The following is a 25,608-nucleotide window of genomic DNA, read 5'->3' as shown; positions in this document are numbered from 1 at the left end:
TATGTTATACGTAGTGCTATTTTTTACGTTTTTCTCTCTATTTCTATATGTTCTTTTGGGTGGTGCCGACTTTGGGGCTGGCATCGTAGAGCTTTTTTCATCCCGGGAGAACAGGGAATTGAATAAACTTACGGTCTATAAAGTCATGGGACCGGTCTGGGAAGCCAATCATATCTGGCTTATTATCCTGATTGTTATTCTATGGATCGCTTTTCCGGCTTATTTCAATATCATCATCATCTATCTTCATATTCCACTTACACTGGTGTTATTAGGAATTACCATGCGGGGAGTTGCATTTATTTTCAGGCATTATGATGCGGTGATCGATGGAACACAGGTTTGGTATAATCGCATGTTCAGGATATCAAGCCTTATTACTCCAATTTTCCTCGGAATGTCATTTGGTGCATTGTTAAGCGGTAAGATTGTAGTTACAGATGATTACTCTAATACTACGTTTGCTGAAATTTTTATGTATCCGTGGCTAAATACCTTTACTGTTCTAACAGGATTATTCTATGCTGCACTTTGTACATTCCTGGCTTCAACATTATTAATTGGAGAAACTGAAGGAGATATCAGGAAAATGTATAGTCGGAAATCGGCAATTTTCACCGTTGTGTTAGTATTGGTGGGTGGTGCAGTGCTTTTCTATGGGTACTGGTATGATATGGCTTTTATTAAAGAATTTCTTCAGAATAGTATATCTCTAATAGCGATCGTACTCTCAGCATTATTACTGATTCCTCTATGGTTTGCTATCTGGAAACAAAAACGTGTACAGACCAGGATTTACGCAGGATTACAGATCTTACTGGTCATATTTGCTGCTGTGTATACTCATTTTCCGCGCCTTATTATTACCAGTACTTCGGAAGTGAATATGCTCGAAAGCACTGCTCCGGAATCTGTAATGCACGTGCTGGGAATTTCATTGATCATTGGAGGAGGGATCATATTGCCGGGATTATTTCATTTGATGAAATCTTTCAATATGATCAGGATTCCGTCCAGATCAGGAAAACATACTGCTGAAGATTAAATAATCGGGAACTCTATTTATGGGCTAATAGAATTTCATTAATTTCAGCCTCTACAATCTAATTTAAATTTAAGACTATGAAATCAACAATTTTGAAAGGTATGTTTATGAGCGCGATCTTATTGTTCGTTGCTTGTGGTGAAAGTACAGATGCTGTGGAATCTGGAACTTACCAGGGAACAGTAAAAGAAGTAGAAGCAGACAAAACAGAGATCTATGTTACTACAGATGATGACAAGACTTTGGAGCTATATTTTACTGAAACTACAAGCCTGACCAGAAATGGAAGCGATGTAGAATTTTCTGAACTTGAAGAAGGACAGAAAGTAGAAGTAGAAGTAGAAAAGAACGGAAAAAGACTGGATCCTATTTCAGTAAAAATCATGGAATAATGGAAACTCAAATTCCAGAATTTTGGCGGACAGAGGTTTTTCATCCTCTGTCCGTTCATTTTCCAATAGTTTTACTATTACTGGCAACCCTTTTTAAGATCATGAGTCTATGGTCTGGAAGAGAAACCTGGCATTTTGGTGGCCGACTTTTACTCATCCTGGGAGTTATTGGGATCTGGATTTCTATTTATACCGGTGATCTGGCAGATGGGGTCGTTTCCCGTAAATTATGTGATCCAACCATTTTAAAAGATCATGAGAACTTTGCCTACACGACCGCCTGGTTATTTAGTATTGGGCTTTTATTGGAGATAGTATTTTATTACTTCGAAAACTTCAGGAATAAACTGACTAATCTTGTGGTCGTTCTGCTTCTAGTGGCGGGTGCTGTTTGTCTTGCTTATGTAGGTCATTTAGGTGCAAGCCTGGTTTACCAGCAAGCCGCAGGCGTGAATATTCCTTCTGAAAATTGTGCAGAATTTAATTGAAAATGGATTTAAAAGAACACTGGGAAAAGATTTATAATACCAGGCAGTTTGAAGAAACCAGCTGGTACCAGCCAAAGCCGGAACACAGCCTTGAGATCATCAGGTCTCTTGGTCTTTCTCCTCAAGCGAATATCATTGATATTGGTGGAGGAAATAGCTTTCTCGCAGATCATCTACTGGAACTGGGATATAAGAATATTCATGTTTTGGATATTTCAGCAAAAGCACTGCAGGATTCGCAGAACAGGTTGGGAGAGAAGGCTGAAAAAATTAACTGGATAGAGTCTGATATAACTAACTTTAAACCAGATACATCCTTCGAACTTTGGCATGATCGTGCGGCCCTGCACTTTCTTACCGAGGATAAGCCGGTTGAGGATTACTTAACAGTATTAAAGAATTCTTTAAAGAAAGGCGCATATTGTCTACTATCAGTTTTTTCTGAAAACGGACCCGATAAATGCAGTGGAATCACCATCAGGAAATATGCAACTTCAGCTCTGGAGGAACTATTAGAATCAGATTTTGAGACGGTGAGGCTCGAGAATCGGGATCATACAACTCCGTGGGGAGCAAAACAGAATTTTTCTACAGGGCTCTTCAGAAGAAAATAAAGAGCGAACTCAGTCGCATATTCATAGAAAACTTTAAATTTAGAATGTTCCTTCAATTTTAAAGGCTACTCTATGACTTCACAAGAACTATCAGATCTACTAAAAATTCAGCAAAAGGCATTTACAAAATCACCTCCGGAATACGAACAGAGAATGGAGGCTCTGGCTAGTCTTTCAGAAATGGTAGAAAAAAACCAGGAACGATTGATAGAAGCCGTTTCTCAGGATTTTGGACATCGTAGTGCTGAAGAAACCACCATCCTGGAACTTTTTCCGCTACATGATGAGATCAAACATGCCAGACGCCATCTTAAAAACTGGATAAAACGGAAATCGGTTCGCAGTTCATGGTTTCTATTACCATCTACGGCATTCTATCGATTCCAGCCTTTAGGTGCAGTTGGCATCATGGGTGCGTGGAATTACCAGATCCTGTTAACCCTAAGTCCATTGGTGGACGCCATAGCTGCGGGAAATCATGCGATCATCAAACCTTCGGAAATTGCTCCGGCATCGGCGGAAGTGATCAAAGATTTGATCAACAAGACATTTGACTCTTCTTATATTCACTGTGTTACTGGCGATGCAGAGCTTGCCAAAGATTTTTCTTCACTCCCATTTGATCATCTATTCTTTACCGGTTCCACCCGCGTGGGAAAATTGATCATGGCAGCAGCTGCACCTAATCTTACACCGGTCACTCTGGAACTTGGTGGTAAATCTCCAGCGATCATTCACGAATCTTACGATCTGGAACTGGCTGCAAAGAGGATCCTGGCTGGTAAACTTTTTAATGCGGGGCAAACCTGTGTCGCACCAGATTACCTGGTCATGCCTGCAGATTTAAACGATAAGCTTATAGAATACAGCAAACAGGTAGTAGAAAAGTTTTATCCAGATGTCGCGAATAACAAACAGTATTCCTATATCATTAGCGATAAACATTTTAAACGTTTGACCTCTTTACTGGAAGACGCTAAACAAAAAGGTGCAGAAATTATCGAATTATGCGAAACCAATGAGTTACCTGAAGGTATGATGACTCCAAAATTGGTCTTTGACGTTAGCAGTGATATGGAGATCATGCAGGAAGAGATCTTTGGTCCGCTATTGCCCGTTTTAAACCTTGATTCCGTGGAGCAGGCAATCGAGTATGTAAACGCAAATGCGAAACCTCTGGCGCTTTATTATTTTGATGATAACCAGGATCGTATAGATCATCTTTTAAAATTTACGCTTTCAGGGGGAGTGACCATTAATGATACTATTTATCATCTGGCACAACACAGACTACCTTTTGGGGGAGTGGGAGCAAGCGGAATGGGCCACTATCATGGTTTTGACGGATTTAAAACCTTCTCGAAAAAGCGGGCGGTCATGCAGCAGAAGAAGTTCGCTGCAACAGATATTCTGCATCCACCTTATACCGAGATTAAAAAGAAATTAATAGGCGTAATGGGAGATATTAGCAAAGTTTAAAGTTTTTATGGAAGGAAAATTAGAAAGGAAAATAGTTGAGGTAAACGGATTCCCGCACATTCCCTTTTATTCCGAAGAGTTTACCGAGGCCGAAATGCTGTTAAGAGCCAGGAAGTTTTATTCAGAACTTTCTGAGCGTAGATCTGTCAGGCATTTTTCAGATCGACCGGTAGCGAAAGAAGTTATTGAGCAATTGATTCTTTCTGCTGGAACGGCTCCTTCAGGTGCACATAAGCAGCCCTGGAAATTTTGCGCAATCTCTTCCGAAGAAATCAAACGGAAAATTAGAATCGCTGCAGAAGAGGAAGAGCAGGCAAATTATAGTAGCAGAATGAGCGAACAATGGCTGAAGGATCTGGCGCCTCTTGGAACCGATACCAATAAGGAGTTTCTGGAGATCGCCCCCTGGATCATAGTAGTTTTTAAGGAAGCTTATGAAATTGGATTAGAGGAAGAGAAACTAACAAATTACTATGTAAATGAGTCGGTTGGGATTGCTTGCGGAATGCTAATTTCTGCGATTCATAATGCCGGACTTGTCACTTTGACGCACACTCCGAGTCCTATGAACTTTCTCTTAAACATTCTCAAGCGACCAAAGAATGAAAGACCTTTTTTATTATTGCCGGTAGGTTATGCTGCGAAAAATGCGCTGGTACCGGATATTGAGCGAAAAACGCTATCACAGATCACAGAGTTTTACGAATAAAAAAACGCCGCATCTGTAGGGTGATACGGCGTTCGATTTTAAAAACCTGTAAAATCTAACCGCTTGCAATGTAGAAGAAATCTCAAGTACCGAATGTAACATTTGTTACAAAACCTAAACTAATCGATTTAATGCCAGTTATATACATACAACGTGATTCAGAGTGGGCAAATAAAATGAGAAGTTTTGAGCTATATCTTAATGGACGAAAGATTGGTGATATAGGCGATCATGAAATAAAGAAGTATGCGGTTCCACCTGGTGTATATAGTCTGGAAGCGAAAATAGACTGGTGTGGGAGTCAGCCGCTTGCTTTAACATTAGGGAAGGATGATACTATTCATGTTCAGGTTTCAGGCTTTGTGATGTCAAAATACTTTATGCCCTCTGCGATCCTTATCGCTTTGCTATATTTTTTTCTGTATTTAAAATATGATTATAACAGCCTCGTTCTTGGAGTAATCTTAATGGTATTACTGGGTTATTTAATATTCTTCCTCAGCTTTGGTAGGAATTATTACTTAAGGCTGGAACTAAAATAAAAAACCCCGGCGTAGACCGGGGTGAGTAACTATTCTGGAGTTTCGCATCTATTATCGATGAGGTTCCTTTCTTTAAGTTCCTGCCAGAAACCTGATGGGATCTTCGCATCAAATGCTTTCATGTTTTCTTCTACCTGTTCCGGCTTACTGGCACCTGCCAGCACCGTATTTACTACTTTAGTTGCGTAGGAGAATTGTATGGAAGCCTTACTTAGATCCACGTCATATTTCTTTGCAACCTCTTTCATTCCGTTTAACTGCTTTACTTTATCATCTGGCATTTCTCCACCATAGTTATAGCGCTTCTGTCCTGATAAAAGACCAGCACTAAATGGTGCTGCGGAAATAAGTCCCACATCGTGTTTTTCGATCACCGGAAATAACTCATCCAGTGATTTTTTATGATCGATCATGGAGTATTGAATAGCAGAAAGGAACAGATCAGGGTCTGCATCTGTCTCTTCCAGGGTCTTTACAATAGGTTCTATGGTATTTACTCCAAGGCCCCAACCTTTGATAATTCCTTCTTCACGCATTCTGGTAAGTTCCGGCATCGCACCAGTTCTAGCTACTTCAAAATGATCCAGCCAGGTTGTACCATCTTTATATTCATCGTTATGATCTGGTGAAAGATCATGGATAAATACATAATCTATGCTTTCAACTCCCAGTCTTTGTAAACTATCTTCTACAGATCTTCTCACAGCTTCCGCCGAATAGTCATATTCATAATCGAATGGAGCAGGTTCGTTCCACATTGTTTCCGGCTTATTGCCATTAGCCTTTAGTAATCTACCTGCTTTGGTCGTTAGGATATAATCCTCACGTTTTTTGTTATGCAGAAAATGTCCAAACCTTCTTTCACTTAATCCCAATCCATACCAGGGAGAGGTGTCGTAATAACGTACACCTGCATTCCATGCACCTTCAAGGGTTTGTTCTGCTTCTTTATCGCTAAGTACTTTGAAACCGTTTCCAATGGCTACACCACCTAGTCCAAACTTCTGTTTTAAAACTTCTCTACTCATAATTCATTTTTTTAGCAGTATAAAATTAGGGAAAACCTATAGCCTTAAAGGGATGTTTAACGCACTCTAACATACAAGGTTTTCGTTCGTTAAGGTTCTCAAAAAAGAACTGTAACCAATGTTACTTCCTAACCCATAAGATATTTCTATTTTTGTAAAGCAATGAAAGTGGAGAAATATCTTGAGATCATTCGAAATTCTTTTTCCGGGTATGCAAATTACCTTTGGAACGAGATCACCAGTCCTACCTGGACCAGTTATTTTTACTGGCTTATAGGTTTGTCCCTGTTGGTTTGGACGTTAGAGGTATTGATCCCATGGAGAAAAGAGCAGAAACCAATACGTAAGGGATTCTGGCTGGATTCTTTTTATATAGTATTCAATTTCTTCCTGTTTTCTCTTTTTGGGTATAATGCGCTTAGTAATGTAGCTGTGGAGATCTTCAATGATTTTCTGGGACTTTTCGGGATCAGTAATATTGTTGCATTTCAAATAGATCAGCTACCCGCCTGGATGCAATTACTTATTATGTTCTTGATCGCCGATTTTATTCAGTGGAACGTGCACAGGCAATTACATCGGAGAACATGGTTATGGGAATTTCACAAGGTACATCACAGTGTAAAGCAAATGGGTTTTGCGGCACAGTTCCGGTTTCATTTTATGGAAACCATCATCTATAAAACAGTACAATATATTCCGCTGGCCATGATTGGTTTTGGGATTCAGGAATTTTTCGTGGTACATATGTTCGCGGTGCTCGTAGGCCATTTAAATCATGCTAACTTAGGCTGGAGCTATGGGCCGCTGGGATACATTTTTAATAGTCCAAAAATGCATATCTGGCATCATAGTAAAGAATTGCCAGAGGACAGACCCTTCGGAATGAATTTCGGATTAAGTCTTAGTATTTGGGATTATATTTTTGGTACCGCCTATATTCCGAAGAATGGAAAACAAATAGAATTGGGATTTCATGGGGATGAGAATTTTCCGGAGACTTTTAAAAGTCAGACCCTTTATCCCTTCAGAAGAAAATAAAATTTAAGAACAATAAATAAAGATCATATTATGGATATAAAGCAATTTAAAGACGAACCACTGGCACATTACTCTTACGCGATCGTAAGTGAAGGAAAAATGGCACTGGTAGATCCATCCAGAAACCCAATGCAGTATTATTCTTATGCTGAATCTAGAAATGCCAAGATCGTGGCAATTTTTGAAACACATCCCCATGCCGATTTTATTAGCGGACATATGCAAATTCACCAGGAAACGGGAGCGACTATATATACCAGTGAGATGGTAGGAGCAGATTATCCCCACCAGGGATTTGATGATGGCGACAGTTTTGAAATGGGAAAGATCACCTTTAGTGCGATTAATACGCCAGGGCACTCCCCAGATAGTATTACGGTAGTGGCAAAAGATGATAAAGACACTGCTCTTTTTACCGGGGATACCTTGTTCATTGGAAATGTAGGTAGACCAGATCTTCGGGAAAAGGCTGGAAATATGACTGCTAAACGTAAGGAACTTGCTAGTGATATGTATCATACGATCAAGAATAAATTCACAGATCTTCCAGATGATGCGTTGGTGTATCCTGCTCACGGTGCAGGTTCTCTCTGCGGAAAAAATATGAGCGATGATTCTTCAAGTACACTTGGAAATGAAAGACAGGGCAACTGGGCATTTAAAGAACAGACAGAAGAAGAATTTATTGAAGAAATACTAAAGGATCAGCCCTTTATTCCTAGTTATTTTGGTTTCGATGTAGATGCGAACAAAACCGGACCCGAGAATGTACAACGTACCAAATGGGCTAATGAAGTACGTCTTTATGTAACTGAGAAAGAAGATGAAGATATGCTGGTAGTAGATACCAGGGACGAAGAAACCTTTAAGAACGGTCATCTTTCTAACAGTATCAATATCATGTGCCGATCAGAAAAGGATAAGTTCGAAACCTGGTTAGGTGCGATCGTTAAACCGGAAGAAGCATTCTACCTGGTTATAGAATCTGTAGACCAACTTGAGGAAGTACTGGAAAGAGCTGCAAAGATTGGGTATGAAAAACAGATCAAAGGCGTTTATACGCTTGGAGAAGATCTTCCAGTGGAAAGCAGAGAATTTGACCTCGAAGATTTCAAAAACAACCAGAATAACTACACGATCGTGGATATTAGGAATACCAGTGAAGTGAATGAAGGTAAGTTCTTTGAACACGCTATCGCCGTTCCATTGAACGAACTTCGTGATGAGGTAACAGAGATCCCATCTCACAAACCAGTAGTAGTTCACTGCGCCGGAGGTTATAGATCTGCCGCAGGAAGCAGCATTCTTGAAAATATCTTTGAAGCCACCAGGGTGTATGACCTTAGTGACGATATCAAGGAATTTAAATAATAGTAACTAAATTCAAAATTAGAGCCCGGGAAATTCCCGGGCTTTTTTTATGGAAAGCTGTGAAATTTTTAATGATCGGCTTCAAATCGAGAAACCTTTAGATAGAAGTTTAAGAATTTTGACCTTTTTTTGATATTTCAGCAATAGAAATTGCTTTGTAATTTTTCTATATTTACGCTCCTACGGTTAAAATCAATACATAAACGTATTTATGGATAAAAAATACAAGGTTAAAGTAAATGAAGATTTTGAGTTCGAGTTCAGCCAGGAAGAGATCGCTGCACTGGATACCCAGAAAACTTCAGAAGCACATTATCATATCTTAAAAGATAATCGTTCCTTTTCCGCAGAAGTCTTTAAACCAGATTTCCTTCACAGAAAATATGACATTAAGATCAATTCCAATATTTATTCGGTAAGGATCAATAACGATCTGGACCAGTTGATAGAGGAGATGGGACTTTCATTAGGTAGCTCTCAGCAAGTAAATGATATCAAGGCACCTATGCCGGGACTTATTCTGGAAGTAAATGTAAAAGAAGGCGATGAGGTCAAAGAAGGTGATTACCTGCTGGTTCTTGAGGCCATGAAGATGGAAAATACACTTACGGCACCCAGGGATGGTGTGGTAAAATCTGTTAGCGTAAGCAAGGCAGATACTGTTGAAAAGAATCAGTTATTGATCGAAATGGAATAATGATAATATTCAAAATTTCAGGATTAGAAATATGAAGAAAATATTAGTAGCAAATAGAGGCGAGATCGCGCTTAGAGTAATGAAAACTGTAAAACGTATGGGTATAGATACGGTTGCAGTTTATTCTGAAGCAGATAGAAATGCACCTCATGTTCGGTTTGCAGATGAAGCGGTTTGCATTGGACCTGCGGCATCCAGCGAATCTTACCTTAAAGGAGATAAGATCATTGAAGTTGCCAAACAACTTGGCGTTGACGGGATTCACCCAGGTTACGGTTTCCTTAGTGAGAATGCAGGTTTTGCAGAAGCAGTGGAAGACAATGGTATCACCTGGATTGGTCCTGGTAGTAAGGCGATCAAGGTAATGGGAAGTAAGCTTGCTGCGAAAGATGCGGTAAAAGCCTACGATATTCCTATGGTTCCCGGGATTGACGAAGCGATCACCGATACTGAAAAAGCAAAGGCAATTGGAAGAGACATTGGCTTTCCAATTCTAATCAAAGCCTCTGCTGGTGGCGGTGGTAAAGGAATGCGTGTTGTCGAGAAAGAAGAAAACCTGGAAGACCAGATGAAGAGAGCGATTAGCGAAGCTGAATCGGCTTTTGGCGATGGTTCGGTTTTTATCGAGAAATACGTTTCTTCTCCAAGACATATTGAGATACAGGTATTATCAGATACTCACGGTAATTATTTACACCTTTTCGAAAGAGAATGTAGCGTGCAGCGTAGACACCAGAAGGTTGTTGAAGAAGCACCTTCTGTGGTTCTTGATGATGACTTGCGTGCAAAAATGGGTGAGGCAGCTGTAAAAGTGGCCAAGGCCTGTGATTATGTGGGTGCTGGAACTGTAGAATTTTTGTTCGATGAAAACAGGAATTTTTACTTCCTCGAAATGAATACAAGATTGCAGGTAGAACATCCTGTGACCGAATATATAACAGGGGTGGATCTTGTTGAACAGCAAATCAGGATCGCTCGCGGTGAAGCAATAGCTTTTAGCCAGGATGACTTAAAGATCAAAGGACACGCCATGGAACTCCGCGTTTATGCTGAAGATCCTTTAGAAGATTTTATGCCAAGTACGGGAACCCTTGAGAAATATCAGATTCCGCAGGGAGAAGGAATCAGAATGGACAATGGTTTTGAAGAAGGAATGGAAGTGCCGATCTATTACGATCCTATGCTTGCAAAACTGGTAACCTACGGTAAAACCCGGGAAGAAGCCATAGAGGTAATGATCAAAGCGATCGATAATTATATCGTGGAAGGTGTTTCAACGACACTTGCCTTCGGAAAATTCGTTTTCCAGCATGATGCTTTTAGAAGTGGTGATTTTGACACCCATTTCGTTAAGAAATATTATTCTCCGGAAGCACTGAAAGAGGAAACAGAACAGGAAGCCAGACTGGCAGCATTACTGGCGCTGAAACAATATTTAAATGACAAGGAACAGCTAAGGCTGCCTTCAAACTAATTCTATATAATTCAGAATCATACGAATGAGTCAGAATCTAGAAAAATTAAAAGAAAAAATTGCTGAAGCCCACATGGGTGGAGGTGAACAAAGAATAGCCAAGCAACACGAAAAAAAGAAGCTGACCGCCAGAGAACGGGTAGATTATCTTCTGGATGAAAATTCCTTTGAGGAAATCGGTATCCTGGTGACCCACCGTACGACCGACTTCGGAATGGAAAAGCAGAAATTCTATGGTGATGGGGTTGTTACAGGTTACGGAACTATTAACGGAAGGCTTGTGTATGTATTTGCTCAGGATTTCACGGTTTTTGGGGGTTCACTTTCTGAAACTCATGCCGAGAAGATCTGTAAGATCATGGACATGGCTGTAAAAGTTGGAGCACCGCTTATTGGACTAAACGATTCCGGAGGAGCAAGAATCCAGGAAGGAGTTAAATCTCTTGGTGGTTATGCAGATATCTTTCACAGGAACGTAAAAGCTTCAGGCGTAGTTCCTCAAATTTCTGCTATCATGGGACCTTGTGCCGGTGGCGCTGTTTATTCGCCCGCTATGACCGACTTCACCCTGATGGTGGAGGATACTTCCTATATGTTCGTTACCGGTCCAAACGTAGTGAAAACGGTAACTAATGAAGAGGTGACTTCCGAAGAACTTGGAGGAGCCAGCACGCATTCTACAAAATCCGGTGTTACGCATGTGACTGCTGCAAACGATATTATCTGTCTTGAAAACATCAAGCAATTGATAAGTTATATGCCGCAGAATAATAAAACTGCACCGGAAAAGCTGGAATTTAAATTAGGTGATGAACACAGGGAAATACTGGAAAGTATTGTTCCTGATAGTTCCAATAAGCCTTATGACATGCATGAAGTAATTCATGGTATCATAGACACAGATTCTTTTTTCGAAATTCATAAAGATTACGCCGAGAATATTATTGTTGGTTTTTCAAGAATTGGAGGACGAAGTGTGGGGATTATTGCAAACCAGCCTATGAGTCTTGCGGGAGTTCTGGATGTGGACGCTTCAAAAAAAGCAGCGAGATTTACCAGGTTCTGTGATTGCTTTAACATTCCGCTACTGGTGCTGGTTGACGTACCAGGTTTCCTTCCGGGAACAGATCAGGAATGGAACGGGATCATCCTGCATGGTGCAAAATTATTATATGCACTTAGTGAGGCGACCGTACCAAAAGTAACGGTGATCACCAGGAAGGCGTATGGAGGTGCTTACGATGTAATGAATTCCAAGCATATTGGAGCCGATCTTAACTTTGCGTGGCCAACTGCGGAAATTGCAGTAATGGGAGCAAAGGGAGCTTCGGAAATTATATTTAGAAAAGAGATATCACAGGCAGAGGATCCGGAAAAGAAACTGGCAGAAAAGGAAGCTGAATATGCTGAAAAATTTGCCACACCTTTTGAAGCTGCACAACGTGGCTTTATTGATGAGGTGATCATGCCAAAAGATACCAGAAGAAAGTTGATACGTGCATTTAGTGCACTTGAAAACAAAGCGGTTCTAAGACCGGATAGAAAACATGGCAATATTCCGTTATAGGGAATGTCAAATTACTTAGAAATGCTGAATGAAAATTCAGCATTTATTTTTTACTGAAAATTGAAGATTATGAAATTCAATAAGATCGTTTTAGTGGACTATACGAAGATGAACGATGAGTCCATAAGTAAACTGAAGGAATATTCTGAAGACCAGGTAGAGGTGTATGATGATTATCCGGAAGATGAGCAAACAATTATAGAAAGGATTGGTGATGCAGAAGCAATAATCGTGTCCTGGCATACCCAGATCACTGAAAGCATTATAGAATCCTGTTCGAGCTTAAAATATATAGGAATGGCTTGTAGTCTTTATGATGATGAAGCGGCCAATGTGGCGGTAAAGTTCGCCCGGGATCAAGGGATCGAAGTACGCGGTATTCGCGATTATGGAGATCCCGGAGTAGCTGAATTCATCATTTCTGAATTGATTCAGTTACTAAATGGCTATTCTGGTAAACAATGGAAAGACATGCCCAGGGAGCTCACCGATCTTAAAATTGGAATTGTGGGTCTGGGGACTACCGGAAAGCTGCTGGCAGATTGCTTAAAGCCGTTTGGAGCAGACCTTTATTATCATAGTAATTCCAGGAAAGAGGATTACGAGGAGAAAGGTTTGACTTATCTTGAATTACCGGAATTAGCAGAAACATGTGATGTTCTAAGCTTCCATTTACCAAAAAATACTCAGGTAATGACTTCGGAATATTTTCAGAAGTTTGGAAATTCTAAAATTGTTATCAATACCAGCCTGGGTCTTCCTTTTGAAATTGATAGCTTCAGTAACTGGATAGCGCAGGATTCCAATTTTGGGATCTTCGATGGTGATGGAGGGAAAGAGCTTTCCGAAGAAATAAAGAAACGAGAGAATGTGATCGCCCACGATAAAAGTGCAGGCTGGTCTTCACAAACTCTTGTAAGGCTTTCTGAAAAAACACTACAAAACCTGGCAGACTTTTGTGATGATAAATAGTGTAACCATTGTTACTTTAATATCGGTGCACTTCTCGCATCTTTGCAATCAATAAAAAACAATTATGGATCTAATTTTTCAGGGCTGGCCCTGGTATGTGGCTGGACCGCTTATCGCACTCATTATGTTCCTCCTCATCTTTATGGGGAAGCAGTTTGGAATGTCTTCAAACCTTCGAACTTTATGTACTATGTGTGGAGCAGATAAATCTGCCGGCTTCTTTGATTTTAACTGGAGAGCTCAAAAGTGGAATCTTGTGGTGATTGTTGGAGCTGCCATTGGTGGTTTTATTGCCATGAATTTTTTAACGGTAGATCCTGCAGTTACCATTCATCCAGACACGGTCGCAAACCTTAATGAACTGGGTTTTTCCAGTGCAGGTGAGGCATATCTTCCAGATGAGTTATATGGTATTGATGCTTTAACAGACTTGAAAGCGCTTAGTATCCTGATAATTGGCGGATTTTTGATAGGTTTTGGTGCTAGATGGGCTGGTGGATGTACTTCTGGACATGCAATTTCAGGGCTGAGTAATTTACAGCTGCCTTCGTTGATCGCTGTTGTTGGATTTTTTATAGGTGGATTATTTATGATCCATGTGTTGTTCCCTTTAATTTTTTAAGAGATGAGAGTAATAGGATATTTAGTAATAGGAATCATGTTCGGTATCGTGATGTTTAAATCTGAAGCAGCTTCCTGGTTCAGGATCTACGAGATGTTCAGGTTCGAATCATTTCATATGTATGGGATCATTGGTTCAGCTTTGGTTATAGGCGTTCTTGGAACTTTACTGATCAAGAAAAAAGGAATGAAGGATGTTCAGGGTGAACCAATCACTTTTCAGCCAAAGGAGAAAAGCTTTAGTAGATATATGTATGGCGGAATTATTTTTGGATTGGGATGGGCGCTTGCTGGAGCCTGCCCGGGACCAATTTACACGCTCATTGGAGCAGGTTATGTAGCCGTGATCGTAGTTTTCCTGGCAGCAATGCTTGGAACTTTTGTTTACGGACTTTTACGTGATAAACTTCCGCATTAGTCAATAGTCTATAACATTAATAAGCTTGCTGAAATTTTAAATCTCAGCAAGCTTTTTTAATTAAATCTGAACTCTAGAAATAAGCTCTGGCTAATTCACTTTTTCAGCCTTCATATATAATTCCTGGGTCCTTATTTTATCTATCATTTCTTTACCTTTTTCAGCAACAGTTTTCCACTTTTCAGAATTATGGATCTTATCGTAGGTAGCCGAATCTGGCCAGACACCTTCCATAAAATAGCTGTAATCACCATTATCTGCGATTTTGTACAAATGATAACCGGCTTCCGGATATCCTTCTTCACTAATTGCATGATTCATTTCTTTAAGGAAATCACTTACTTGCTTTTCGCTAACATCATCTGGAAGCTTGAATAAGTGCAGACTTTTTTTACCAGCTGCTTTGGTATTGTTCTTTAGTTCTATCTGAATTACTTCAAACGAGTTATCACCAATGTTCATGGGTTCGTGTTTCGTCTTGTCCACCCATAAAACATCTCCGCTATTTCCCTGCATTTTAAGCGTCTTTCCGTCTCCGGTTTTCATACTTGCAGTATGCTCGGTAAGAAACACGGCTACTCCCTCAGGATGCGTATGCATTTTTGAGGATTCCCCGGCATTGTAGTTAATTCGAAGGACTCTAACCTGATCATTCTCCAGTTCTACCTTGTAATGGTCAGGATCAATCTTTATCGCATCCTGTGCGTTTACTGCGATTACTGAAAACAGGAAGAGTAAGGTGAAAACCGGGATTCCTGGATATTTATAAGATCTTATATTCATTGTATTAATTGATATTAATGATTTATATATACAATATCAGCAGCTTTTGCTGAAGTATTACCTTGAAACTTTTACAGTTCTTTTCTGTAAATTGCTACTCGATGGAATCCTCCATTCTTCGGGATTCTTCCAGCATTCTAAGAGCGTCGTTCATTCCGGCATTATTGAAATAGAGATATTCCTTTACAATCTTACCGTCCTCAAATCTGGCGGTTATATGCACCGGGATTACGATCATTGAATCGTTTTCTGCGATCGTACCTTCCCATTCTCCCCAGAAATTAACCCAGGTTTCACCGGCATCTGTCACTACCATTTCAAATTCATTTTCAGAATCCACGAAATCATAGGAAGAAAGTGCCGAATTATTTTGCTTATGCATAGCTATCGCGGCAGATACATCCATTGGTTCCCGACTATTATAAAATAGTTCAACGCTGTCTGCGAAATGAGATTGATATTCCTCCCATTCTCCATTTTCATAATTCTTTAAAACAGATTTAAAAGTATTGATCTGTTCTGAATCCTGCGTATACCGGATCTTTTCTTCCTCCTTATTATTCTTATCACAGGAAATAAATAGAAAGATGCATGAGAATAACATTAATAGATTTTTCATATTCTTAATTTTCAGACTGGTAAGAGATCTCAGGCTTTACATGTCCTGTGACAACTTCACGTTTAGAGAAAACTTTCTCAATTTCAGAAGATAGTTTTTCACCTTCTTCACCAAGTAACTCTCCATTCTCTTTTCTCAATTTTTCTAAGGAAGCAGCATCTTTCCCGGATATTGCTACCATAAAATAGGAATCCATAGTTCCGAAGCCACTTCTATATAGTCGGTAGTAAGCTTTTGAACCTTTATCTTCGTAAAGTTTCTTGGCAGCTTTGGCCATCTCCACAGCTTTATCCATTTTTCCTGGAGGAATATGATAAAATATGAGTTCTCTGTAGTTCATGCCTTCCATACTTTGATCCATACCTTCAGGCATATAGGAATGCTCTTTATCAAGATTTAGGATATAATCTCCGTGTTTGGTAAAAGTTTCAGCAAAAGGTTCAAATAGCTTTTCAAAAGCTTCCTCGCCCATTTTTTCCTGCAGGTCCTTGAATGGATTCTTATCCAGTTCAGCGAAATTGTCAATTTCCGTGAGGTACATTACGCGATTATCATCTGCCTGAAATGCCAGCCATTCCATTCCCTCCATATTATGCTTTTTCGCAGCTTTCAGCAAGGCTTTGTCGGCTTCAATATGCTTGTCCATCATACCGTCTTTAACGCGATCTTCGTGAACAACATACATTTGATAATTATCACTTTGCGCGGTCAATAAACTTGTAGAACATAGCGCAAGAGTCAGAAGAATCGAAAAGGATCGTAGTAATTTCATTTGGTCTGGTTTTTATGGTTAATAACCTTGAATTTAGCAAGTAATCCATTGTATATGAGTAGGTTTTGGACGTAACCAGGCTAAAAATGTCCGGGCGTAGCTAAAAAGTTTCCGAAGAGAAAAAATTTGAAGATAAGGAGGGTGAGGCTACAACGCTATATGACCTGTAAATGTTGAAATAGCTCTAGTCTCATATTTTTACTTAGAGGAAGTATATGAGAAGCAAGTACGACATGATTGCTTCCAATTTCATCGATATGAGTAAGATTGGCAATATAGGATCTATGAATCCTTAGAAATCGTTTATCAGTAATTTTGTCGTTGACCTCCTTCAGGGAACAAACCAGAAGGAATTTCTTGTTCCTGGAATATACCTTGCAATAATTACGGTCTGCTTCGATGTAGTGAATATCATCAAGCGAAATTCTTACCATGGTATCCTGGCAGCGAACAAAGATGCGGTCTTTCAGAATAAGTTGACAGTCTGTTTTCGCTGGCTTTTTTCTTAATCGGTCAAGCGATTCTGAAATCTCCTCTTTGAATAATTGTTTCTGATCTTTCAGTTTATTGAAAATTAACTTCTGAAGAGACTTTGTTTTGCTTCCGTTGAAATATAAGACTGAATGATCTCCTTTTGACTTATTGGATTCAAACCCATTCAGCTGACCTTTAAGATGATCTTCCATCAAAATAAGATCTGGAGCATCCTGTTCTATAAAATTAAGTGCATCTTTTGCTCTTGAGAATATCCCTGTAATTTGATAGCCCAGTTTGTTAAGCCGTAAAGATAACTTTGCAGCCATGGGAATATTATTTTCAACGATAATTATCTTCGCTTGCCTGGTCATTCATCAAAAGTATACTATAAATATACTGAAACTATTGATAACCAGAGATGTATGAGGTATTTTATCTTATTCTGGAACTTCCGGGAGAAGTAGGGTAGAAGGAGGGAAGTGTGATCTTATATTTTACAACAACAAGTCTTATGCTAATTACTGTAAGCGCTGTCGCGAGGTAAATAAAATCCGCATTCATTCCCAGGTCATATAGCGTTACATAAGCAAGTGCTCCAATGAGGCAGGCGGTTGCGTAGATCTCTTTTCTAAAGATCACCGGGATCTCATTACAAAGAATATCACGAATGACACCACCAAAAGTTCCGGTCATAGCACCAAGGGCTACAGATATTATGGGGTCGAGGTCGTTTTGTATTCCGGTTTCAACACCGGTAATGGTAAAAACACCCAGTCCTATAGTATCAAACAGGAAAAGTGATTTCTTCAAATAATCCAGCTTATTTCTAAAGACGATCGCCAGTATGGTTACAATACCAATGAGGTATATGTACATAATGTTTTCCATCCAGGTAACTGGTGTATCACCAATGAGAATATCCCGCACAGTTCCACCGCCAATCGCTGTAACGAAGGCAATAATAAAGATTCCGAAGAGATCAAGTCTACGGTTCATGGCAGATAAAGCACCGGAAATCGCGAATGCGATGGTACCAAGGATATCCAGGATGCTAAACAAACTTATTTCCATACTTGGCAAAGGTAGTTTTATCTTTTAAATTTGCCTGATTGTGTGATAGTTTCGTGCTTATTTTAGCTTCTGAATTTAATAAGGATAACTTAATAGCTAATTTTGTAAGTTTTAGTACAAACTACCTACTTTTATAACATAGAAAACCAAAAGACATGAGTGATACTATCGAAAGAATAAAATGCCTGATCATAGGTTCAGGTCCTGCGGGTTATACAGCAGCGATCTATGCCGCAAGGGCAGATATGAAACCAGTTATGTATACCGGGATGGAACCAGGCGGACAGTTAACTACCACTACGGAAGTTGATAATTTTCCAGGTTATCCTGAAGGTATCGATGGTCCAAAAATGATGATGGATCTGCAACAGCAGGCTGAGCGTTTTGGAACGAAGGTGAGAATTGGAATGATCACTGAAGTTGATTTTTCAAAAGAAGTAGGAGGGATCCACAGAGCTCTTGTAGACAACAAGACCTGGATCGAGGCTGAAAGTGTGATCATATCTACCGGGGCAACTGCCAAGTATTTAGGTTTGCCTAGTGAACAAAAATTAAGAGGTGGAGGAGTATCTGCATGTGCAGTATGTGACGGGTTCTTCTATAAAGGCCAGGATGTAGCTATCGTAGGTGGAGGTGATACCGCTGCAGAAGAAGCTACTTACTTATCGAATATCTGTAATAAAGTGACCATGCTGGTTCGTAAGGACTATATGAAAGCTTCTAAAGCAATGCAGCACCGTGTGGAAACTACCAAGAACATTGATCTTCGTTACAATACAGAAGTTGATGAGATTCTTGGAGAGCAGGTAGTAGAAGGACTTAGAATGGTGAATAATCAAACTGGAGAGAAGGAAGAAATTGACATTACTGGATTCTTTGTTGCTATTGGACATAAACCAAATACCGATATTTTCAAAGGTTGGTTAGATATGGATGAAACCGGTTACGTGATAACCGAGAGTAAGACTACCAGAACTAATATCCCAGGTGTTTTCGCTTCTGGTGATGTTCAGGATAAGGTTTACAGACAGGCGATCACCGCAGCTGGAACAGGTTGTATGGCAGCATTGGATGCAGAAAGATATCTTGCTGAGATCGAAACTGAAGAAGATATTCAAAAGCCACAAACTAGACCTGAAACAGTTTAACTCAGGTAGTTTATATAAGAAAAAGTCCCGCAATTGCGGGACTTTTTTTGATACTAACTTAAGATATTAATTGTCGGTCTTCACCTTTACTTCTCCATCGTCCACCTTGATCTTGGTTTCTGAACCATCGGCTCTGTCAACTTTCTTCTTATACTCGCCATCATCCTTTTTGATCTTGATCTCATCTCCTTCGGGAGTTTCGATCTTGATCTTGTCTCCGCCATCTTTAACTTCAACTTTATTATCAGGATCCTCCATCATTCTTTCAACTTCAGATTTTTCTTCTTCTGTCTTCTGCTCATCTCTGCAAGACACTAACGCCAAAGATAATAGCAATACAAAAACAATATTTTTAGTGATAATTTTCATTTTTCTATTAGTTTATTTTGGCTGCAAATGTATTCAATCCATTTATTCAGAATGAATTGAGGATCAAAATTTAGCATTTATTTAAATAGACCTTTGCTGAATTCTTTTTTGGACAAACTAGCTTCATCTGAAAACTTTAAGAGTTTGATCACCGGTGTATTATATACTTCGACCTCACTTTTCCCTGAAGCAATCAAATTCAAGGTATCACTCACGTTTACCCTGGATGATGAATTTCCCTGTGCCAGCACTTCAGCTTTAAGACTGCTAAAATTCTCGCCATCGAATTTGGAAGACTGGTCTGCTCTTAAGTTGAAAATTTGGGTTTCGCCGTCTATTCTGGCAGAGGCTTTTTCATAAATATCGATCTCAACATCAGGAGCATTCAATAGTGCCTCAACCTTTGAAGACTGATTTAACTGACAAACAATTTCCTTAGCGATGACATTGAGTTCAGCTTCTGCATCATCCTTGTGGATAAAATTGAATTTACTGGCCGTAAGTGTTAGAAAAGCTTTGGCGTCTTTCCCGGTTTCAAGCTTGAAATCATTTACATAAAGGTCCTGTAGAGATTCTAGTTCCACGTCACCTCCTATAAGTATGCTTTTTAAGGTATCGGAAAATGTAATTCTCAATTCCTGTTTCTTGGTACGGGAAAGTTTCTTAATGGGTTTAATATAAAGGGTACCATCAAGAACTTCAGTCATTATGAGATCATGAATATTATCATCGGCTTCTATTTCGATCATGGATCTTCTTCCCTTTAGAATTCCGACTTCAAATTCTCCTTTGATCTGGATTGAATGAAATTTTTCAAGATCATATTGTTCGGTTTTTACGTTTCGGCTACCTTTTACCTTGTCCTGGGCTTTACAACTACATAAAATGATTAGTAGTAATAGTGGAAGTTTCTTTAGCATGATATTTTTATGTTTTCTTATTCGATCTTTCAGTTTAACCGTCCAGATACTTTTTTGCAAAAGATAGGACTAATTATTACAAAGCTCGTAATCCATTGTCAAAAATCACGGTTCAAAGCGGGTCGAACTGCACATATTATAGAGCTCAGATATTTCTTAGCGGAAGAGTTTTCAGAAGAAAAAAAAGCCTCCACAAGGGAGGCTTTAAATTTTCAACTATCCAGAATCTTCTGATAATTTTCCAGCTTCTGAAATATTTCAGTACTGTTTAGTGGTTCTTCAATATCCACAGTTTCTTTGTTTATAGGCTGAATATATAATACCAATCCTACAAAAAAGCTGATGACGAGGTTGATTAGTGAGCTCATACTAGTTCTGTATTTGTACTCCGTTACTGTCTATTCTTACACGGTCACCATCCTTATCCTGGATCTCTACGCCGTTATCATTCAGTCTAATATTAACTTCTTCACTGTTTACGTCCACCCTTGCATTAAAGTCATCTGAAGTGTCATGATCATCTTCCCAGGTATCTTCGTCATTCCAGTCTGTATTATCATCGTCCCAAACATCTTCCACAGGACAATCCTCACAACTGGTGCCGCCGTCGATGATCTTCAGGAAATGCTCTTCTTCGCCATTATGCAGAATGTCTTCGTAAGAATCGGTATTTCGGTGAAACGTAGAAGTATTATCATCAGCATAAAGAGTGGTGCCTTCAGGAAGATATAACGTGATCTGTACTTCCTGATCTCTGTAACCAGACTTTGCTTCTGTAATAAAATAACTATCCAGCAAAAGTTCATTTCCTACCAGGCTGCGACCGTAACGTATCGCCTTGGCCCGATTTCTGGCTTCATTATAATTTTTACCTTCAGCCGACTTCAATATCTCCATTTTTCCTACGGAATCTCTGGTAGATCTAACGATAAGCCTGATATCATTTCCAACGATCATTTTAGTGTCTTCTTCATATACAATTCTGAAGTCTGATGATCTTCTGGTTCTGCTACTCATTTCAGGATTATGCTTCATACGCAGGTAGATAGTATCTGCTGAAGTTACCTTCAAAGTTTCTGTTGTTGCAACCTCACCATCAAAAGCACGATTGGTCGCCTGGCTAATACCAATTACTGAAAGTCCAATGATCGAAATTAACCAGACTCCAAGTAATGTTAGCAGGGCAATTCTACCCACAGATCTTAGGTTCCTTACCAGTATCTTCAATCCAAGAACGAACAGGAAGAAGAAAGGGATTCCTACTGCGAAAAATATAAGCAGTGAAGTAAGCCATATAGGAGCGCCACTATTCACTACATCGATATATTCAGTCCACGGTGCATCAACGATCCCAAATGTGCCAACTGCAAATAACCCAACAAATAGCGCAATAAGGGTGGAACCGGCGAAAAGGATTAGGATGATCCCAATGAATTTCACAAATAGTTTCAGACAGAACTTGATAATATTCCCTAGCGTGGTTGCTGCAGAACTTGCTCCAGCAGATGCCTTTTTCCCGAACTTATCATAGTCAACATTTTTTATACTGTCTGAAACATCATGAAAACCCTCACGAATCTTCTTTTCGATGTTACTAACTGTTACTTCTTCACCGCGCATGGCAAGTTTATCTGCCGTGGTTTTTGCTTCAGGAACAAAGATCCAGAAGGCAATGTATATTAATAGAAAACCACCACTGGAAAAGATCGTAAGCAATACCCAAAGCAATCTTACCCAGATCGCATCGATCGCCAGGTAATGACCAAGTCCTGAAGACACACCACCTACAAATCCATTTTCAGTATCACGGTATAATTGTTTTCCACGAGTTCTTGCAGACCTGTGCGTGGTTGTTGGTTCATCTTCGAAGATCTCCTCATCGACCATATAATCTTCAGGTTGCCCCATGATCGTGATGACTTCTTCTACTTCTTTAATGCTAATAACCTGCCTGTCATTCTTGACTTTATCATTGAATAATTCAGCAATACGAGCTTCGATATCTGAGATGATCTCATCACGACCCTGCGTATTTGAAAACGAATGCCTGATAGTCTCCAAATATCGTTGAAGTCTGGCATAGGCATCCTCATCTATGTGAAAGAAAACGCCGGCAAGATTTATGTTAACTGTCTTATTCATGATTGTTCTTTTTTTGAGTGGTTACGATGTTAACGGCAGTTTGTAATTCATCCCAGGTACCCGTTAATTCCCTGAGAAATATTTTTCCTGTTTCGGTAAGTCCGTAATATTTACGGGGCGGCCCGCTTGTAGATTCTTCCCAACGATAATTGAGAAGTCCCGCATTTTTCAACCTGGTTAATAAAGGATAGATCGTACCCTCAACTACCAGCAGTTTTGCGTCTTTCAATGTGTCCAGAATTTCAGCCACATAGGCATCTTCGTCTCTTAGAACCGAGAGAATGCAATATTCCAATACACCCTTACGCATCTGGGCTTTGGTATTTTCAATCTTCATAGTGTTTGTTTTTGGGTGTCATTAAACTGTTCATTTTTTGATTGATGATTTTGATGATTTGTTTCATCCGGTTTGTCCGAACTTAAAAAATTGATGGTTAGAGGGTAACTGTAATCTTTTCCTTCGTTTGCTGAAAGACTTGCAGAGATGACTGCAAAGATTTCCAGAACAAATAGTCCAAGTAATAATATTCCCAGAATACCCATGATGATGATAAAGGGTAATGCTTCTGAAAACTGGTTGACTTCAAAAGAGTCGTTAGTCATTAAAGGTTCTACTAGATTGAATTTTAGTGCAAAATATAGGAAAGTGGCACCTCCAATTGCTACCAGTAGTACCGTATATAGAAAAGTGCTGATTTGGAAATTTAAAGCATTTCTCCCATGACGATCTACAAATGCATCTTCTTTCTGACTTAACCAGAGTAGCATCGGGAATATAAAATTACCCAGTGGTATGAAATACTTCGTAAATACCGATAGATGAAGTACGGTAGTTAGAGTACGATTTTTATGAGCGTTAGTATCCTGCATGCTTAGAGATTTAATTATTAAAAAATGATCGTGCTGAAAACGTACACGTAGATGGCGAAGACGGTAACATAGATCTTGATTCTATCTGCTAATGTTCCTGGTAAAACGCTGGTGACTGATTGTTTTTTGATTGATCTTTTCATGATGTTTTGATTTTGATGATTTTATACCTATTAGGTTCTTATGCAAATATATGTCTAAAAGAAGGTATTATGCAAAGCAAAGTACTAAAAGTTAACAAATATTTAAGAATTACGGTCTCGTTCTTATTTCATATTTTTATAAAAATTTGATAATAAACTACGCTCATGAAGCTAAATCCCTCTAAGTTGAATTCTTTTCTAATGCTAAAACTTCCAAGTGCCTGGTTGTGTGGGGTTAGAGTTAAACATATAGATGAAACCGAATGCGCCGTTGGTGTTACCCATCGTTGGATCAATCAAAATCCCTTTAATTCCATGTATTTTGCTGTTCAGGCCATGGCTGCAGAGCTTAGTACGGGAGCTCTGGTTATAGGGAAAATCCAGGAATCTGGTAAAAAGATCTCCATGCTGGTGGCGCAGAACAAATCAGTATTCTCGAAGAAGGCCACTGGTAAAATAAGATTCACCTGTCATGATGGACAGAAAGTTAAGGAGGCTATCGATCGAACGATTGCTACCGGAGAAGGACAAACTATGTGGATGAAAGCTATTGGACTTAACGAGGAAGGGGTTGAAGTTTCGGTCTTTGAATTTGAATGGACTGTTAAACTTAAACAAAGAAAGTAACACTCCTCTGAAAATCCCTACTCATCATATAGAACAAACATCAATCAAAATATAATCAGTATGAATGCACATGAAATAGATTACCAGATATTTGGAGAAGAAATGCAATATGTGGAGCTTGAACTCGATCCACAGGAAGCGGTCATTGCCGAGGCTGGAAACTTTATGATGATGGACGATGGCATTCGAATGGATACCATCTTTGGCGACGGATCAAAGCAAAATGAAGGTTTCCTTGGAAAGGTCCTTGGTGCCGGAAAGAGATTGCTTACAGGGGAAAGTCTGTTCATGACGATCTTCTCCAATGAGATCCAGGGAAAAAAGCGTATAAGTTTTGCCTCACCTTATCCAGGTAAGATCATTCCTATAGATCTAACCCAATTCAATGGAAAATTCATTTGTCAGAAAGATGCCTTTCTATGTGCTGCAAAGGGCGTGGCCATTGGTATAGAATTCAGTAAAAAGCTTGGCCGCGGATTTTTTGGAGGTGAAGGTTTTATCATGCAGAAAATTGAAGGCGATGGGATGGCATTTGTTCATTCTGGCGGAACAATGGCCAGAAAAGAGTTAGGTCCAGGTGAAAAACTTAAGATCGATACAGGATGCATCATAGGTTTTACCCAAACCATAGATTATGATATAGAATTTGTAGGTGGAATTAAAAATACCATCTTTGGAGGTGAAGGTTTATTCTTTGCTTCCCTTACAGGTCCGGGTACGGTTTATATCCAGTCATTACCTTTTAGCAGGCTGGCGAATCGCGTATTGCAGGCAGCGCCGCAAATGGGTGGTAAAGATAAAGGAGAAGGTAGTTTACTTGGAGGAATTGGTGATGTTTTAAGTGGCGATAACAGGTTTTAATTTGTTAAAAAATTAACAAATACTTAAATATTGTTCTTAATATAACTATATTGTTCTAACCAAAAATCTAAATGCCTATAGTACATCTCTACATTTAATTTTAACCTAATCCTAAACTTAAATACTTCAAAATATGGCGAGAGCGATGTTTGAATACACCAAGACGATACTTGATAAAGTTAGTTTTGATCCAAGCTTGTTCTGTAGAGAAGTTAAGAAAGCGATCGATAGATTGCTTCCACATGAGATCGAAGAGTTACGACTCTGGATTCTCCCACTAACCAAACAGAACCCTGAATTAAATCAATGTTTAATTTATTTGAACACTTAAATAAAAAGCGGCTTTTA

At 39.3% G+C, this 25,608-nt stretch carries 32 protein-coding genes; 19 read left to right on the top strand and 13 right to left on the bottom strand.

Annotated features, from left to right (window positions below; genetic code table 11):
• The first annotated feature begins 1 nt into the window (after position 1).
• The 7 genes from T8I65_RS10495 to T8I65_RS10465 all read left to right on the top strand — a co-directional run bounded on the left by T8I65_RS10495 (position 2) and on the right by T8I65_RS10465 (position 5,269).
• Positions 2-1,045, top strand: coding sequence for a cytochrome d ubiquinol oxidase subunit II (locus T8I65_RS10495; protein WP_322300558.1), 1,044 nt, complete (start codon positions 2-4; stop codon positions 1,043-1,045).
• Between the two features lie 77 nt (positions 1,046-1,122).
• Complete coding sequence (locus T8I65_RS10490; protein ID WP_322300557.1) at positions 1,123-1,437, top strand: hypothetical protein; 315 nt, start codon at positions 1,123-1,125, stop codon at positions 1,435-1,437.
• Positions 1,437-1,925 (top strand): DUF2231 domain-containing protein, encoded by a 489-nt coding sequence (locus T8I65_RS10485; protein WP_322300556.1) that lies wholly within the window; start codon positions 1,437-1,439, stop codon positions 1,923-1,925. The genes T8I65_RS10490 and T8I65_RS10485 overlap by 1 nt, the downstream gene beginning before the upstream one ends.
• Before the next feature lie 2 nt (positions 1,926-1,927).
• Positions 1,928-2,539: a class I SAM-dependent methyltransferase gene (locus T8I65_RS10480; RefSeq protein ID WP_322300555.1), complete on the top strand. Its 612-nt coding sequence runs from the start codon at positions 1,928-1,930 to the stop codon at positions 2,537-2,539.
• 72 nt (positions 2,540-2,611) lie between these two features.
• A complete protein-coding gene (locus T8I65_RS10475; protein ID WP_322300554.1) occupies positions 2,612-4,018 on the top strand; it encodes a coniferyl aldehyde dehydrogenase in 1,407 nt (468 codons plus the stop codon).
• A gap of 7 nt (positions 4,019-4,025) precedes the next feature.
• Complete coding sequence (locus T8I65_RS10470) at positions 4,026-4,727, top strand: nitroreductase family protein (RefSeq protein ID WP_322300553.1); 702 nt, start codon at positions 4,026-4,028, stop codon at positions 4,725-4,727.
• A gap of 131 nt (positions 4,728-4,858) precedes the next feature.
• Positions 4,859-5,269, top strand: coding sequence for a hypothetical protein (locus T8I65_RS10465; RefSeq protein WP_322300552.1), 411 nt, complete (start codon positions 4,859-4,861; stop codon positions 5,267-5,269).
• Between the two features lie 29 nt (positions 5,270-5,298).
• Here the strand turns inward: T8I65_RS10465 and T8I65_RS10460 are convergent, their stop codons facing one another.
• The gene (locus T8I65_RS10460; RefSeq protein WP_322300551.1) at positions 5,299-6,297 is read right to left on the bottom strand and encodes an aldo/keto reductase; all 999 of its coding nucleotides are present in this window, start codon (positions 6,295-6,297) and stop codon (positions 5,299-5,301) included.
• A gap of 168 nt (positions 6,298-6,465) precedes the next feature.
• Between T8I65_RS10460 and T8I65_RS10455 the strand changes: the two genes are divergently transcribed.
• The 8 genes from T8I65_RS10455 to T8I65_RS10420 all read left to right on the top strand — a co-directional run bounded on the left by T8I65_RS10455 (position 6,466) and on the right by T8I65_RS10420 (position 14,458).
• On the top strand, positions 6,466-7,338 hold the full coding sequence (locus T8I65_RS10455; RefSeq protein WP_322302798.1) for a sterol desaturase family protein: 873 nt from the start codon (positions 6,466-6,468) through the stop codon (positions 7,336-7,338).
• A gap of 30 nt (positions 7,339-7,368) precedes the next feature.
• Positions 7,369-8,709 (top strand): MBL fold metallo-hydrolase, encoded by a 1,341-nt coding sequence (locus tag T8I65_RS10450; RefSeq protein WP_322300550.1) that lies wholly within the window; start codon positions 7,369-7,371, stop codon positions 8,707-8,709.
• 211 nt (positions 8,710-8,920) lie between these two features.
• Positions 8,921-9,406, top strand: a complete 486-nt coding sequence (locus tag T8I65_RS10445) for an acetyl-CoA carboxylase biotin carboxyl carrier protein subunit (RefSeq protein ID WP_141877994.1) — start codon at positions 8,921-8,923, stop codon at positions 9,404-9,406.
• 31 nt (positions 9,407-9,437) lie between these two features.
• Positions 9,438-10,880 (top strand): acetyl-CoA carboxylase biotin carboxylase subunit, encoded by a 1,443-nt coding sequence (accC, locus tag T8I65_RS10440; protein WP_322300549.1) that lies wholly within the window; start codon positions 9,438-9,440, stop codon positions 10,878-10,880.
• A gap of 25 nt (positions 10,881-10,905) precedes the next feature.
• Entirely contained in the window at positions 10,906-12,447 is a 1,542-nt protein-coding gene (locus T8I65_RS10435) for an acyl-CoA carboxylase subunit beta (RefSeq protein WP_322300548.1), read from the top strand.
• Positions 12,448-12,516: 69 nt separating this feature from the next.
• Positions 12,517-13,419: an NAD(P)-dependent oxidoreductase gene (locus tag T8I65_RS10430; RefSeq protein WP_322300547.1), complete on the top strand. Its 903-nt coding sequence runs from the start codon at positions 12,517-12,519 to the stop codon at positions 13,417-13,419.
• Positions 13,420-13,483: 64 nt separating this feature from the next.
• Positions 13,484-14,041 carry a YeeE/YedE family protein gene (locus T8I65_RS10425; RefSeq protein WP_322300546.1) on the top strand — a complete coding sequence of 186 codons (558 nt, stop codon included), beginning with the start codon at positions 13,484-13,486 and terminating at the stop codon, positions 14,039-14,041.
• 3 nt (positions 14,042-14,044) lie between these two features.
• On the top strand, positions 14,045-14,458 hold the full coding sequence (locus T8I65_RS10420; protein ID WP_322300545.1) for a DUF6691 family protein: 414 nt from the start codon (positions 14,045-14,047) through the stop codon (positions 14,456-14,458).
• Between the two features lie 90 nt (positions 14,459-14,548).
• Here the strand turns inward: T8I65_RS10420 and T8I65_RS10415 are convergent, their stop codons facing one another.
• From T8I65_RS10415 to T8I65_RS10395, 5 genes are all read right to left on the bottom strand, one after another.
• Positions 14,549-15,241 (bottom strand): hypothetical protein, encoded by a 693-nt coding sequence (locus T8I65_RS10415; protein ID WP_322300544.1) that lies wholly within the window; start codon positions 15,239-15,241, stop codon positions 14,549-14,551.
• 94 nt (positions 15,242-15,335) lie between these two features.
• A complete protein-coding gene (locus T8I65_RS10410) occupies positions 15,336-15,860 on the bottom strand; it encodes a nuclear transport factor 2 family protein (RefSeq protein WP_322300543.1) in 525 nt (174 codons plus the stop codon).
• 4 nt (positions 15,861-15,864) lie between these two features.
• Positions 15,865-16,632: a hypothetical protein gene (locus tag T8I65_RS10405; protein WP_322300542.1), complete on the bottom strand. Its 768-nt coding sequence runs from the start codon at positions 16,630-16,632 to the stop codon at positions 15,865-15,867.
• A gap of 155 nt (positions 16,633-16,787) precedes the next feature.
• On the bottom strand, positions 16,788-17,435 hold the full coding sequence (locus tag T8I65_RS10400; protein ID WP_322300541.1) for a response regulator transcription factor: 648 nt from the start codon (positions 17,433-17,435) through the stop codon (positions 16,788-16,790).
• A 106-nt stretch (positions 17,436-17,541) separates the two neighbouring features.
• Entirely contained in the window at positions 17,542-18,180 is a 639-nt protein-coding gene (locus T8I65_RS10395; RefSeq protein WP_322300540.1) for a trimeric intracellular cation channel family protein, read from the bottom strand.
• Between the two features lie 155 nt (positions 18,181-18,335).
• Between T8I65_RS10395 and trxB the strand changes: the two genes are divergently transcribed.
• Positions 18,336-19,328, top strand: coding sequence for a thioredoxin-disulfide reductase (gene trxB, locus T8I65_RS10390; RefSeq protein ID WP_295181966.1), 993 nt, complete (start codon positions 18,336-18,338; stop codon positions 19,326-19,328).
• A 66-nt stretch (positions 19,329-19,394) separates the two neighbouring features.
• Here trxB and T8I65_RS10385 read toward each other — a convergent pair whose 3' ends face one another.
• From T8I65_RS10385 to T8I65_RS10355, 7 genes are all read right to left on the bottom strand, one after another.
• Positions 19,395-19,697 carry a hypothetical protein gene (locus tag T8I65_RS10385; RefSeq protein ID WP_322300539.1) on the bottom strand — a complete coding sequence of 101 codons (303 nt, stop codon included), beginning with the start codon at positions 19,695-19,697 and terminating at the stop codon, positions 19,395-19,397.
• 77 nt (positions 19,698-19,774) lie between these two features.
• A complete protein-coding gene (locus T8I65_RS10380; protein ID WP_322300538.1) occupies positions 19,775-20,617 on the bottom strand; it encodes a GIN domain-containing protein in 843 nt (280 codons plus the stop codon).
• 212 nt (positions 20,618-20,829) lie between these two features.
• Positions 20,830-20,985 carry a hypothetical protein gene (locus tag T8I65_RS10375; protein WP_322300537.1) on the bottom strand — a complete coding sequence of 52 codons (156 nt, stop codon included), beginning with the start codon at positions 20,983-20,985 and terminating at the stop codon, positions 20,830-20,832.
• A 1-nt stretch (position 20,986) separates the two neighbouring features.
• Complete coding sequence (locus T8I65_RS10370; RefSeq protein WP_322300536.1) at positions 20,987-22,759, bottom strand: PspC domain-containing protein; 1,773 nt, start codon at positions 22,757-22,759, stop codon at positions 20,987-20,989.
• Entirely contained in the window at positions 22,752-23,096 is a 345-nt protein-coding gene (locus T8I65_RS10365; protein ID WP_322300535.1) for a PadR family transcriptional regulator, read from the bottom strand. Before T8I65_RS10365 ends, T8I65_RS10370 begins: the two co-directional genes overlap by 8 nt.
• Positions 23,093-23,629: a DUF4870 domain-containing protein gene (locus tag T8I65_RS10360; protein WP_322300534.1), complete on the bottom strand. Its 537-nt coding sequence runs from the start codon at positions 23,627-23,629 to the stop codon at positions 23,093-23,095. Before T8I65_RS10360 ends, T8I65_RS10365 begins: the two co-directional genes overlap by 4 nt.
• Before the next feature lie 17 nt (positions 23,630-23,646).
• Positions 23,647-23,772: a hypothetical protein gene (locus tag T8I65_RS10355; RefSeq protein ID WP_322300533.1), complete on the bottom strand. Its 126-nt coding sequence runs from the start codon at positions 23,770-23,772 to the stop codon at positions 23,647-23,649.
• A gap of 165 nt (positions 23,773-23,937) precedes the next feature.
• On the opposite strand from T8I65_RS10355, the gene T8I65_RS10350 reads away from it, so the two are divergent.
• From T8I65_RS10350 to T8I65_RS10340, 3 genes are all read left to right on the top strand, one after another.
• Complete coding sequence (locus tag T8I65_RS10350) at positions 23,938-24,399, top strand: DUF4442 domain-containing protein (RefSeq protein WP_322300532.1); 462 nt, start codon at positions 23,938-23,940, stop codon at positions 24,397-24,399.
• Between the two features lie 60 nt (positions 24,400-24,459).
• Positions 24,460-25,260, top strand: a complete 801-nt coding sequence (locus T8I65_RS10345; protein WP_322300531.1) for a TIGR00266 family protein — start codon at positions 24,460-24,462, stop codon at positions 25,258-25,260.
• Between the two features lie 133 nt (positions 25,261-25,393).
• Positions 25,394-25,591: a hypothetical protein gene (locus T8I65_RS10340; protein ID WP_322300530.1), complete on the top strand. Its 198-nt coding sequence runs from the start codon at positions 25,394-25,396 to the stop codon at positions 25,589-25,591.
• The last annotated feature ends 17 nt before the right edge of the window (positions 25,592-25,608 follow it).

This window comes from Christiangramia sp. OXR-203 (genome assembly GCF_034372165.1).
GTDB lineage: Bacteria > Bacteroidota > Bacteroidia > Flavobacteriales > Flavobacteriaceae > Christiangramia.
This window is presented reverse-complemented; position numbering and strand designations above follow the sequence as displayed.

Excerpts from the sequence above, each read along its gene's own strand:
- T8I65_RS10370 (WP_322300536.1), bottom strand. The coding sequence starts at position 22,759 with ATGAATAAGACAGTTAACATAAATCTTGCCGGCGTTTTCTTTCACATA.
- T8I65_RS10430 (WP_322300547.1), top strand. The coding sequence starts at position 12,517 with ATGAAATTCAATAAGATCGTTTTAGTGGACTATACGAAGATGAACGAT.
- T8I65_RS10420 (WP_322300545.1), top strand. The coding sequence starts at position 14,045 with ATGAGAGTAATAGGATATTTAGTAATAGGAATCATGTTCGGTATCGTG.
- T8I65_RS10375 (WP_322300537.1), bottom strand. The coding sequence starts at position 20,985 with ATGAGCTCACTAATCAACCTCGTCATCAGCTTTTTTGTAGGATTGGTA.
- T8I65_RS10355 (WP_322300533.1), bottom strand. The coding sequence starts at position 23,772 with ATGAAAAGATCAATCAAAAAACAATCAGTCACCAGCGTTTTACCAGGA.
- T8I65_RS10385 (WP_322300539.1), bottom strand. The coding sequence starts at position 19,697 with ATGAAAATTATCACTAAAAATATTGTTTTTGTATTGCTATTATCTTTG.
- T8I65_RS10460 (WP_322300551.1), bottom strand. The coding sequence starts at position 6,297 with ATGAGTAGAGAAGTTTTAAAACAGAAGTTTGGACTAGGTGGTGTAGCC.
- T8I65_RS10380 (WP_322300538.1), bottom strand. The coding sequence starts at position 20,617 with ATGCTAAAGAAACTTCCACTATTACTACTAATCATTTTATGTAGTTGT.
- T8I65_RS10410 (WP_322300543.1), bottom strand. The coding sequence starts at position 15,860 with ATGAAAAATCTATTAATGTTATTCTCATGCATCTTTCTATTTATTTCC.
- T8I65_RS10470 (WP_322300553.1), top strand. The coding sequence starts at position 4,026 with ATGGAAGGAAAATTAGAAAGGAAAATAGTTGAGGTAAACGGATTCCCG.
- T8I65_RS10350 (WP_322300532.1), top strand. The coding sequence starts at position 23,938 with ATGAAGCTAAATCCCTCTAAGTTGAATTCTTTTCTAATGCTAAAACTT.
- T8I65_RS10360 (WP_322300534.1), bottom strand. The coding sequence starts at position 23,629 with ATGCAGGATACTAACGCTCATAAAAATCGTACTCTAACTACCGTACTT.
- T8I65_RS10365 (WP_322300535.1), bottom strand. The coding sequence starts at position 23,096 with ATGAAGATTGAAAATACCAAAGCCCAGATGCGTAAGGGTGTATTGGAA.
- T8I65_RS10435 (WP_322300548.1), top strand. The coding sequence starts at position 10,906 with ATGAGTCAGAATCTAGAAAAATTAAAAGAAAAAATTGCTGAAGCCCAC.
- T8I65_RS10450 (WP_322300550.1), top strand. The coding sequence starts at position 7,369 with ATGGATATAAAGCAATTTAAAGACGAACCACTGGCACATTACTCTTAC.
- T8I65_RS10490 (WP_322300557.1), top strand. The coding sequence starts at position 1,123 with ATGAAATCAACAATTTTGAAAGGTATGTTTATGAGCGCGATCTTATTG.
- T8I65_RS10425 (WP_322300546.1), top strand. The coding sequence starts at position 13,484 with ATGGATCTAATTTTTCAGGGCTGGCCCTGGTATGTGGCTGGACCGCTT.
- T8I65_RS10495 (WP_322300558.1), top strand. The coding sequence starts at position 2 with ATGTTATACGTAGTGCTATTTTTTACGTTTTTCTCTCTATTTCTATAT.
- T8I65_RS10480 (WP_322300555.1), top strand. The coding sequence starts at position 1,928 with ATGGATTTAAAAGAACACTGGGAAAAGATTTATAATACCAGGCAGTTT.
- T8I65_RS10485 (WP_322300556.1), top strand. The coding sequence starts at position 1,437 with ATGGAAACTCAAATTCCAGAATTTTGGCGGACAGAGGTTTTTCATCCT.
- T8I65_RS10445 (WP_141877994.1), top strand. The coding sequence starts at position 8,921 with ATGGATAAAAAATACAAGGTTAAAGTAAATGAAGATTTTGAGTTCGAG.
- T8I65_RS10415 (WP_322300544.1), bottom strand. The coding sequence starts at position 15,241 with ATGAATATAAGATCTTATAAATATCCAGGAATCCCGGTTTTCACCTTA.
- T8I65_RS10345 (WP_322300531.1), top strand. The coding sequence starts at position 24,460 with ATGAATGCACATGAAATAGATTACCAGATATTTGGAGAAGAAATGCAA.
- T8I65_RS10400 (WP_322300541.1), bottom strand. The coding sequence starts at position 17,435 with ATGGCTGCAAAGTTATCTTTACGGCTTAACAAACTGGGCTATCAAATT.
- T8I65_RS10395 (WP_322300540.1), bottom strand. The coding sequence starts at position 18,180 with ATGGAAATAAGTTTGTTTAGCATCCTGGATATCCTTGGTACCATCGCA.
- trxB (WP_295181966.1), top strand. The coding sequence starts at position 18,336 with ATGAGTGATACTATCGAAAGAATAAAATGCCTGATCATAGGTTCAGGT.
- T8I65_RS10340 (WP_322300530.1), top strand. The coding sequence starts at position 25,394 with ATGGCGAGAGCGATGTTTGAATACACCAAGACGATACTTGATAAAGTT.
- accC (WP_322300549.1), top strand. The coding sequence starts at position 9,438 with ATGAAGAAAATATTAGTAGCAAATAGAGGCGAGATCGCGCTTAGAGTA.
- T8I65_RS10405 (WP_322300542.1), bottom strand. The coding sequence starts at position 16,632 with ATGAAATTACTACGATCCTTTTCGATTCTTCTGACTCTTGCGCTATGT.
- T8I65_RS10475 (WP_322300554.1), top strand. The coding sequence starts at position 2,612 with ATGACTTCACAAGAACTATCAGATCTACTAAAAATTCAGCAAAAGGCA.
- T8I65_RS10465 (WP_322300552.1), top strand. The coding sequence starts at position 4,859 with ATGCCAGTTATATACATACAACGTGATTCAGAGTGGGCAAATAAAATG.